Below are 9,677 nucleotides of genomic sequence, written 5' to 3'. Positions count from 1 at the left end.
AAGCTGCTGGTGGAGAACAGTATCGACGGTTACCACGCCCAGTCCACCCACGACACCTACTTCAAGTACCTGGTCTCGATCGGCACCGACCTGCAGGGCGGCGTCAAGGGCCGAGCCGTCGCGCTGGGCAACGGGCACGCGGTGATCGAGTACTCCGCTCCGTGGGGTCGTCCGGTCGCCAAGTGGGAGCCGCTGTTCGGGGAGGAGGCCCGTGACGAAATCGACCGGCTGCGCACCGATCTGGTGAGCCGCTACGGCGAGGAACGGGCCCACGCCATGGCCGAGGTGAACCGCAACCTGCTGATCTATCCCAACCTGATCATCAACGACATCATGGCGGTCACGGTGCGCACCATCTTTCCGTCGGCGCCAGACCGGGTGGATGTCACCGCCTGGCAGCTCGCGCCCCTCGACGAACTGCCCAGCCTGCGGCAGCGGCGACTCGACAGCTTCCTGACGTTTCTGGGTCCTGGCGGCTTCGCCACCCCTGACGACGTCGAGGCACTGGAGTCCTGCCAGCAGGGCTACAGCAGCGGCGGCGTCGAGTGGAACGACATCTCACGCGGAATGGGGCGCGCACCGCTGGCCAACGACGAGGAGCAAATGCGCGAGTTCTGGCGGCGCTGGCAAGAGCAGATGGGCTGCGCGGCAGACCAGGCCGGTGCGCGATGAGTACTGTGCTGGCCGTATCGAGGCAACAGGTGGAAGACTTCCTTTACGCCGAAGCCGCCCTGCTGGACGCGTGGTCGCTGGACGACTGGCTCGAACTGTTCGACCCCGACGCCAAGTACGAGGTGCCATGCAACGACACACCCGACGGCGACCCCGACACCGACGTGCTGCTCATCGACGACGACTACACGCGCCTCCACGCACGGGTCACGCGACTCAACAGCCGCCGCGCCCACCGCGAGTACCCGCACTCCCGCACCAACCACCAGATCTTCAACGTCATAGTGGCCGACCCAAACGAAGACGACGGGATCGGCGTGACGGCGTCGTTCACGGTGTGGCGGTTCCGCGGCAGCAAGACGAGTTGTTATGTCGGACGTTACCGGTACCGACTTCGCCGGTCCGACAACGGTTTGCGGATAGCATTCAAGCGCGCCGAGCTCGACATGACCGATCTGCGCGCCGTCTCGGACGTGGCGATCATCCTATGAATGCCGCGCTCACGGGCCGGACCGCTGTCGTCACCGGGGCATCGTCGGGAATCGGATTGGGTATCGCACGGCGGCTTAACGCCGACGGTGTCCGCGTCTTCGTGGCGACGCGGTCCAAGGAGGACCTTGAAAGGGTATTGGACCAGGTAGACGTCGCGGGTGGATTCGGCGGAGAACTCCAGCAGGACGGCGTGGCCGACGACCTGCTGAATACGGCGATTGAGGTGTTGGGGCATGTCGACATCCTGGTGAACAACGCCGGCGGCGGTGTCATCCGGCCAACGCTGGAACATACCGAGCAGACGCTGCGAGCCACGGTGGACAACAACCTGTGGACCACGATCTACTGCGTGCGAGCTGCGCTGCCGCACATTGTATCTCGAGGCCACGGCCGAATCATCAACATCGGCGCCGACTCGGTGCGCACCGGTCTGATGGACCACGCGATGTACAACGCCGCCAAGGGCGGCGTGCATGCCATGGTCACCGGGCTGGCGGTCGAGTACGCCAAGCACGGCGTCACTGTGAACACCGTGGCGCCGTGCTACATCCAGACCCCGGAACTGAGCGCACTCTTCGAAACCGGCAGCGCGCCACCGCGTCTGCTCGAGGTCATCGAGCAGGCTACCGCGATCGTTCCCGTCGGCCGGCCAGGAACACCTGACGAGGTCGCCGCGGCCGTCGCCTTTCTCGCAGCCGAGGACAGCCGGTTCATCACCGGACAGACGATCTACGTCAACGGCGGCGCCAGCATGGGCTAACGCCCTTTCGTCCAGAACCCGAAGGGGCCAATCCCAATTGATGAAATCGGTTCGGTCGAGGTCAATTTTGCCGAGGTGACCCGATGACCCGGCCGCGTTCAACGCGGAGTTCGAGCCCGAGGCCACCAGCTCCCGACCTTCTATTTGGTAGGACCATTGGTATGATTACCGTCACAGTCGTCCCCGCTCCCCTAATTTGAGAGGCGTACCCAATGCAGGACATCGAAAGGCCTGGCTCACAGAAGATCGGGCTTTGGTGCAACTGGATCTTCGTCGCGCTCACGGCCGTCGGCTGGCTGGGCATCGCTCACTTCTACGCGCCGGCGCGGGCGGACCTCGGTCTCGAGGCCACCAAGGTGTGGTTCACCGAGACGCACCACTGGGGGACGATCATCGGTTGCACGCTCTTCTACATCGCCGCCGGAATACTCACGCCCGGCTCGATCGCGTTCGGCATCATGCTGGCCAAGATCGAGGGACGCTGGCCGCTGTGGTCGCTCACCACCGCGGTTTGCGGCGTCTTCATCTCATTGATCATCTTCTTCAATGCGTGCGCGTGGATCGTGGCCGCCTATCGACAGGAGACCGAGGCCAGCGTCATCCAGTCCTGGAGCGACTGGGCGTGGTTCGCCTTCCTGCTCGGCTGGATCTACCTGGCGATCGAGATGGTCGCGACAGGTGTGGTGGAACTGATGGACCACCGGCCTGAACCGATGATCCCGCGCTGGCTCACTTGGCTGACGTTTGCTGGAGCCGCGACATTGTTCTTCGCGGCTGGCCCGGCCTTTTTCAAGAGCGGACCGTTCGCCTATCACGGGTTGCTGGCTTTCTACTTGCCGGTCATCATTTGGGGCGCGTACCTGGGCTTGACCACGTTTTACATGACGAAGGAGCTCAAGCGGGCACCCGACCAGCAACAGAGTCCTGCACCCGCATCAACTGCTGACAAGGGCGGAAACCCCTAATGGCTCCCGAGACGTTCTCCTACCGCTCCGCGGACGGTAGGCAGCTCGCCGGCTATCGCTGGGCCGCCCACGACGGCGCGACGGACGCGGGCGTCGTCGTACTCGTCCACGGGATGGGTGAACACCTCCGCCGATACGACCATGTTGCCGACGCCCTCACCTCTGCGGGCTTCGTTGTGTACGGACATGACCACCGAGGGCACGGCGCCTCCCTCGCCGCCACCGACGAACCCGGCCACCTCGGACACAACGGGTGGTCGGCACTGGTGGACGACCTGAATCTGGTGATCGCCCGAGCGAAATCAGACCATCCTGGCCTGCCGGTGGTGATGATTGCCCACAGCATGGGTTCGTGTGCGGCTCAACAATTCCTGCTGGATCACGGGACTGACGTCGACGCGGTCGCCCTCACGGGAACCGCAGCTGTAGATCTACTCGAACCGGCCCTGGACCTGTCCAGCGATCTGGAGCTGTCCGCCTTCAATGGCGCGTTCCGGCCGGCGCGGACGGATTCCGACTGGCTCTCCCGCGACGATTCGGTGGTCGACGCCTATCTCGCTGATCCGCTGTGTGGATTCGGCATTGACGCCACGTCGGTCAAAGACATGTTCGCCGGTGCCCGGCGACTCGCCGACCCCGACCAGGTGGCGCGCATGCCCAACTACCTGCCTCTGTACGTAGCGGTGGGATCGAAAGACCCGGTCAACGGCGGGCTCTCGCTGCTGTGGCCACTAGTGGACCGTTACCGCGCCGCCGGTCTCGACGATCTCACCGTCCGCGTCTACGACGACGGCCGGCACGAGATCCTCAACGAGATCAGCCGGGCAGAGGTGATCGATGACCTTCTGCAATGGCTACAGCGGGTATCGGCGCTTCCCGCGGTACACGATGGGTAGTCCGTCCACACCACCACGGCTCCCAGGACACGCTGACGACCGTGAGGGCGGACCCATGACCAACGACCCGCAGCCCGGCGCCGCCCCGAATGACCGGGCAGGCGATCAGCGTCGACGGCGGAGTAACGCCAGCTCGAAACTAACTCAGAAGTAGCGCGGGAACTGCCCGTAGTCCGGGGCGCGTTTCTGCAGGAAGGCGTCGCGGCCCTCGACGGCCTCATCGGTCATGTACGCCAACCTGGTTGCCTCACCGGCGAAGAGCTGTTGGCCGACCAGGCCGTCGTCGGCCAGGTTGAACGTGTATTTGAGCATCCGGATCGCCTGCGGCGACTTGCCGTTGATCGCCGCGGCCCACTTCAGGCCCACCGATTCCAGATCCGCATGCTCGACCACCTCGTTGACCGCTCCCATCGCGTGCATCTGCTCGGCGTTATAGGGCCGGCCGAGAAAGAAGATCTCGCGAGCGAACTTCTGCCCAACCTGCTTGGCCAGATACGCACTCCCATAACCACCGTCGAAGCTGCCGACGTCGGCGTCGGTCTGCTTGAACCGCGCATGCTGACGGCTGGCCAACGTCAAGTCACATGTCGCGTGCAGACTGTGTCCACCGCCGGCGGCCCACCCGTTGACCAGACAGATCACCACCTTGGGCATGAACCGGATCAGCCGCTGCACCTCCAAGATGTGCAGCCGGCCCGCACGGGCCGCGTCAACCGTGTCGGCGGTCTCCCCCGAGGCGTATTGATAGCCGCTGCGCCCACGGATGCGCTGATCCCCACCCGCGCAGAACGCCCACACACCGTCCTTGGGGCTCGGCCCGTTGCCGGTCAACAGGATCACACCGACCTGCGGCCACATCCGCGCATGATCGAGCACCCGGTACAACTCGTCGACACCGTGCGGCCGAAACGCGTTTCGCACGTGCGGGCGGTTGAAGGCCACGCGCACCGTCGGCTGCAACGTACCGCCAACGAAGTGGCGGTGGTATGTGATGTCGGTCAGTTCGTCGAAGCCTGCCACCGGCTCCCACACCGCGGGATCAAAAGGATTGTCGGTCAATGTGAACGGCCGTGTCGCCGTGGACCCTTGCCTGCTTCGTCGATGAACAACGCGATCGCTTCGGACCGGTTGATGGCACCGATCTTGCGAAGGATCCGCTTCACGTGTGTCTTGACGGTTTCCACCGTGATGACCAGTTCGTCGGCGATGTCGGCGTTGGACGCCCCTATGACCAGCATTCCGAAGACCTGGCGCTCCCGTTCCGAGAGCGCAGCCGCCAGCGCGGAATCCGCTGCTATCGCAGGCGGCTCGAGGGCATCGTCGTGTTCGATGTCGAGGCTGATGGCCGTTGCGGCGATGCGGTCTGCCTCTTCGGTGAGTCGCGCCGCGGCACGGGCGATCGACGTACGCTGCTGGTGCACCCTTTCGGTGTTGAGCATCCGCTCGTGAAGCAACGAGTACGCCGACGCGAACGCGTCGAACACATCGATGTCTCCCATCGTGACGCATTGGCCGATGCGGCTGACGTGAATCAGCGCGACGACCCGCGATTCGGCGATGACCGGGGCGACGAGATAGCTGGCGGAGTCTAGCAACTCGCGGTAACCGGGTGAGGCGGGCATGTCGTGCTCACCGGTTCTGACGGTGTCGCGCAGGCGAATACAAGCCTGCTCCGCCAGACAGTGCCGACGGGGGATCACGGTGGGACCGCCAAGGCCGTGGTCCGATTCCTCGACGACGAATCCGTCCTCTTCAACGAAGGACAGGAATGCGTGCTCGAATCCCAACGCGTCGCAGAGTTCGCTGCACGCCTGGCGTCCGAGGCCCTGCAGGGAGCCCGCCTTCTTCATGCGACGAATGCCCTCGGTCAATGACCGCACCACACCGGTGGGACCCCCGGACCGCATTTCGCGCGCTTCCACCTGCGCCCGCAGAAATGGCGTCAAGAAACTGTGCACCCTCGCCGACGTCGTGTCGTCGCCGCTGTCGCGTTCCCCGACCAGCAGTCGATCGGTCGTGGCCGCTGACATCGCGATGGCCCCGTCGAGCGTCGTGGCATCGCCGGATCGCGCGATGTTGAACGCGCTGCACAGCTGCCGGTCGAGCTCGTTGAGCTTCGCCACTATCGCGCGCGTATTCGTCTTCATCGGGATCCCGCCCCAGCGACGATGCCAGAATAGACCGCGACCGCCGCTGCTCTACTGGACGTATTGAGTTTCTTTGCAATGTGTTTCAGATGCGACTTCACGGTCCCCTCCGAGATCACCAGGCAGCGGGCAATCTGGCCGTTGGTGGCCCCGGTCGCCACATGCGCCATGATTTCTCGTTCGCGGGCGGTCAACGACATGGAAGTGGCTTGGTCGCTGCGCAGGTAAGCATCGTGTCGCTGTGCCGTCATGGCGCCTGCCATCGACCACAACGACGATCGGCCCGACCGGCTTAGCAATTCGTCGACGTTGCCACACAGACTGTCGACTTCGACGCGCTGCTGGGCGGCCTTTTCTTCGAGCACGGCGCTCTCGAACGCCACCGCCAGACACTCGGCGAACGCCTCCAACTGTTCAAGGTGCTCCATCGTCACCACACCGGTGCGCCCGGGGCGGTCGGCATGCAGCATCCCAATTGCTCTGCCCTGCACGGTGATCGGGGCGGCGACGTACCCGAAACAACCGGAAACTTCGACGATCTCCTTGAAAGTGCGCCTGTCGTCCTTCGGCGTGAGGACAAGGGCGCCGCACCGCTTACGCACGAGTTCTGTCTCTAGCGGAGCCTCCGCCAACTGGATGTGCGCGCCGTCGACGTAACTGCGGAACGGTTGCGATCGGGGATCAACCGCTTCGCTTTCCGCGATGTGGAGGTTCTGGGGCAGCCAGAGCGAGCCCCGCACGGTGGAGATCATCGTCCGCGCGAACGCGAACTCCCGACTCAAGACCGTTGGCGCGGCGGTGATCATTTCGGCCGGCCGCAGGCCCCGCAGGCTTGACAGGGCGTTGCGGATCTCCGAAAGCGATCTCACCTTCCGGGAAAGCTCGTGATCGAGTTGCTCGCACCGCAAGCTCAGGATCGAGATCAACAGTTCGCCGGTTGCCAGCGATTCGTCGGATGGTTCGGCCAGCGCGATCCGCTCGCCGACGCGTCGGGCCAGATCGATCAACCGAGGTTGGGCATCGGCCGGCGGTAAGTCGGCAGGCCCCAGCTCGAGAACATCAGTGGCGGCCGTGACGACCGCCGCGACACGCTCGTCCAAGGTCGAGGCGTCCGTGCTCGGCGCCATGGACATTCGAACGACCATCACTACCTCCTGCAGGCCCAAGGTCTTCCACCTTCTACGGTCAGACCATTAGACCAAAATTATAACGACGTGTCATGCGCGTCACAACGAATTGACAAAAGTGATGCAGATGTCGACATGGTCGTCAATATTCGTACGGCCGACTTCGGGGACGTTCTTGCACGCCGATAATCGCGATGGTCTAATGGTCAGGCCATAAGGAGGCGCGCGTGCACGCAGTGATCATGCATGAGTTCGGGGGCGCCGAGGTATTGCGTCCCGGCGAGTTCTCCAGCCCCCCGTCCCGGCCAGGCTGGGTGACCGTGGCGCTGCAGGCCAGCGCGCTGAACTGGCATGACGTGCTCGTGCGCCAGGGCCGTTACGGCTCGCGGCTGCCCCACGTCATCGGCGCCGACGGCGCCGGTGTGCGCACCGACACCGGCGAACACGTCGTAGTGTTGCCGTCGCTGCAGTGGGGCGACCGCGAGGATGCGCCTGGCAAGAACTGGGAGATCCTAGGCGATCGCACTCCGGGCACCTATGCCGAACTGGTCAGCGTGCCAGCAGACTGCGTCGCCCCGAAACCCGCCGGGATGAGCTGGGCCGAAGGAGCTTCGCTGCCGTTGGTGGGAGTGACCACATATCGCGCTCTGTTCGTGCGCGGGCGGCTTCGTGCAGGCGAGTCGATGCTGGTGATCGGCGCCGGAGGAGGGATCGCGACCATGGCGATCAATCTCGCGGTCGCGGCGGGAGCGGCCATCACCGTCACCTCCTCGTCGGCCGACACGATCGAGCGGGCGGTGTCCGAGGGCGCGCGCGGCGGCGTGCTGCACAGCGATTCGGATTGGCCCGAGCGCGCGCTTGCGATGTCGCCAGGCAGTGCCGGATTCGACCTGGTCCTGGACCCCGTCGGCCGTTGGGAGGAGTCCTTGGGTGCGCTGCGTCCGGGTGGCCGGCTCGTGGTGCTGGGTGCCAACGCCGCCCAGACCGCCGCCGTGGACATCCGCAGCTTTTACTTCGGTCAGTTCGATCTGCTCGGAACGACCATGGGCAGCGGCCGGGACTTCGCCAGCCTGCTGAACATGATCGACCGGTGTGGCGTGAGGGCGCCGGTGATCGACCGCGAATTCCCGTTGGACCAGGCCGCCGACGCCCACGCGTACCTGGAGAACGGAAGGACATTCGGCAAATGCGTGTTGATGCACACCTAGGAGACGCACCGTGACCGAATCGGTTGAGCTGGTCACTTACCGGCTCGAGCCTGCCAAACCCGGCGCCGACGGCCTGGTTGCCTATCTGACACTGAACGACCCGCAACGGCGCAACGCGCTCTCTGATGCGCTGCTGGATCAGCTGGGCGCGCTGTTGACGCGCGCGGCGTCGGACTCCGACGTCCGGGTCATCGTGCTCACCTCTTCACATCCCCGGGTTTTCTCCTCCGGCGGCAATCTCGACGCATTCGCCGACGATCGGGCCATCATCGCCAAATATGCCGGACTGGCACGCTTCCCCACCCTGTACCGCGCCCTGACCGGGATCGACAAACCGGTCGTATGCGCCGCCAACGGCGACGTGCTCGCCGGTGCGCTGGGCATCGCGTTGGCGTGCGACCTCGTCATCGCCAAGGAGTCGATCCGGCTGGGCTGCCCGGAAATCAACGTCGGCGCCTTTCCGTTCATGATCTCGGCCTTGATCTTTCGCGCAACCGGGCGACTGGTCGCCAACGAACTGATCATGACCGGCAGGTTGTTCAGCGCCGAGGAGGCGGCCGCAGCCGGGCTGGTCAACAGGGTAGTGCCCGATGCCGAGTTCGACGACGCCGTGCGGCAGTGGGTGGGCGACATCGCCGGCAAGTCACCGTTGTTGATGGGACTGGGCAAGCGGGCGTTGGCGGCGACCAGGGATCTGCCGCTGGATTCTGCGCTTGACTACCTTCAGGCCCAGCTGGCCCTCGCCTTCACCACCGACGATCTGACCGAAGGGATGCGGGCCTTCAAGGAGAAGCGCGCCCCGCAGTGGCGCAACACGTGAGCGCGCGTCTATCCCTCGTTCGGGTTATTGCCGTTTCGGTCTGACCATTCTACGATTTCAAGAATTGCAGCCTCTGGTGCGCCTTCCGGAGGTCGGTCCAGAACGAGGAATTGCGCGATGAAGCCCAGCCCGTACACCGACCGCTACAGCCCGCAGCAGATCGAGGACTACTACCGCGCGGGCCTGTGGTCCACGGAGACAGTCCACGACCTGCTGGCCCTGCGCGTCCAAGAAAACCCCGACAAGGTGTTCGCGACCGATGGAACGCGGTCCCTGACATATCGTGAGCTCTTCGACGCCGGCCAGCGGCTGGCCGTCGGCCTTCACCGGCAAGGCCTGCGACGCGGCGACACTGCCGCCGTGCAGCTACCCAACTGGGTCGAGTTCATCCAGGTGCTGGTCGCGCTGTCGCGACTCGGCGTCGTCATGGTCCCGATCATGCCCATCTACCGCCACCAGGACATCAGCTATGTGCTGTCCAACGCCGTCACACGAGCGGTGTTCACTCCGGCGCACTTCAGCAAGTTCGACTATCTGGACATGTATCTGGGTCTGCGTGGCGAGCATCCGGACCTGACGATCGTCGTTGC

11 protein-coding genes are annotated in these 9,677 nt (G+C 64.6%); 8 read left to right on the top strand and 3 right to left on the bottom strand.

What is annotated here, in order from left to right; genetic code table 11:
- The 5 genes from QOI01_RS18670 to QOI01_RS18650 form a co-directional block, all read left to right on the top strand.
- Positions 1 to 672, top strand: a 672-nt coding sequence (locus QOI01_RS18670; RefSeq protein WP_526383514.1) for an SRPBCC family protein, incomplete at its 5' end; no start/stop codon positions are given.
- Positions 669 to 1,163, top strand: coding sequence for an aromatic-ring-hydroxylating dioxygenase subunit beta (locus QOI01_RS18665; protein ID WP_526383512.1), 495 nt, complete (start codon positions 669 to 671; stop codon positions 1,161 to 1,163). The genes QOI01_RS18670 and QOI01_RS18665, both read left to right, overlap by 4 nt.
- A complete protein-coding gene (locus tag QOI01_RS18660) occupies positions 1,160 to 1,924 on the top strand; it encodes an SDR family NAD(P)-dependent oxidoreductase (protein ID WP_526383510.1) in 765 nt (254 codons plus the stop codon). Before QOI01_RS18665 ends, QOI01_RS18660 begins: the two co-directional genes overlap by 4 nt.
- Positions 1,925 to 2,136: 212 nt before the next feature.
- Positions 2,137 to 2,889: a hypothetical protein gene (locus QOI01_RS18655; protein ID WP_526383508.1), complete on the top strand. Its 753-nt coding sequence runs from the start codon at positions 2,137 to 2,139 to the stop codon at positions 2,887 to 2,889.
- The gene (locus tag QOI01_RS18650) at positions 2,889 to 3,785 is read left to right on the top strand and encodes an alpha/beta hydrolase (protein ID WP_526383506.1); all 897 of its coding nucleotides are present in this window, start codon (positions 2,889 to 2,891) and stop codon (positions 3,783 to 3,785) included. Before QOI01_RS18655 ends, QOI01_RS18650 begins: the two co-directional genes overlap by 1 nt.
- 144 nt (positions 3,786 to 3,929) lie before the next feature.
- On the opposite strand, the gene QOI01_RS18645 is transcribed toward QOI01_RS18650, so the two are convergent.
- The 3 genes from QOI01_RS18645 to QOI01_RS18635 are packed head-to-tail and all read right to left on the bottom strand — an operon-like array spanning position 3,930 to position 7,065.
- Positions 3,930 to 4,844, bottom strand: a complete 915-nt coding sequence (locus QOI01_RS18645; RefSeq protein ID WP_526383504.1) for a 1,4-dihydroxy-2-naphthoyl-CoA synthase — start codon at positions 4,842 to 4,844, stop codon at positions 3,930 to 3,932.
- Entirely contained in the window at positions 4,841 to 5,932 is a 1,092-nt protein-coding gene (locus tag QOI01_RS18640) for a helix-turn-helix transcriptional regulator (protein ID WP_526383502.1), read from the bottom strand. The genes QOI01_RS18645 and QOI01_RS18640 overlap by 4 nt, the downstream gene beginning before the upstream one ends.
- Positions 5,929 to 7,065 carry a helix-turn-helix transcriptional regulator gene (locus tag QOI01_RS18635; protein ID WP_526383500.1) on the bottom strand — a complete coding sequence of 379 codons (1,137 nt, stop codon included), beginning with the start codon at positions 7,063 to 7,065 and terminating at the stop codon, positions 5,929 to 5,931. The genes QOI01_RS18640 and QOI01_RS18635 overlap by 4 nt, the downstream gene beginning before the upstream one ends.
- Positions 7,066 to 7,286: 221 nt before the next feature.
- Between QOI01_RS18635 and QOI01_RS18630 the strand changes: the two genes are divergently transcribed.
- From QOI01_RS18630 to QOI01_RS18620, 3 genes are all read left to right on the top strand, one after another.
- Positions 7,287 to 8,267 (top strand): quinone oxidoreductase family protein, encoded by a 981-nt coding sequence (locus QOI01_RS18630; RefSeq protein ID WP_526383498.1) that lies wholly within the window; start codon positions 7,287 to 7,289, stop codon positions 8,265 to 8,267.
- Between the two features lie 10 nt (positions 8,268 to 8,277).
- Positions 8,278 to 9,087 carry an enoyl-CoA hydratase/isomerase family protein gene (locus QOI01_RS18625; protein WP_526383496.1) on the top strand — a complete coding sequence of 270 codons (810 nt, stop codon included), beginning with the start codon at positions 8,278 to 8,280 and terminating at the stop codon, positions 9,085 to 9,087.
- A 117-nt stretch (positions 9,088 to 9,204) separates the two neighbouring features.
- Positions 9,205 to 9,677 (top strand): AMP-binding protein (locus QOI01_RS18620; RefSeq protein ID WP_526383494.1); only part of this gene is annotated, 473 nt, incomplete at its 3' end.

The organism is Mycobacterium sp., from assembly GCF_032162605.1.
GTDB lineage: Bacteria > Actinomycetota > Actinomycetes > Mycobacteriales > Mycobacteriaceae > Mycobacterium.
Note: the sequence above shows the minus strand (reverse complement) of the source record. Positions and strands in the feature narration are given on the sequence as shown.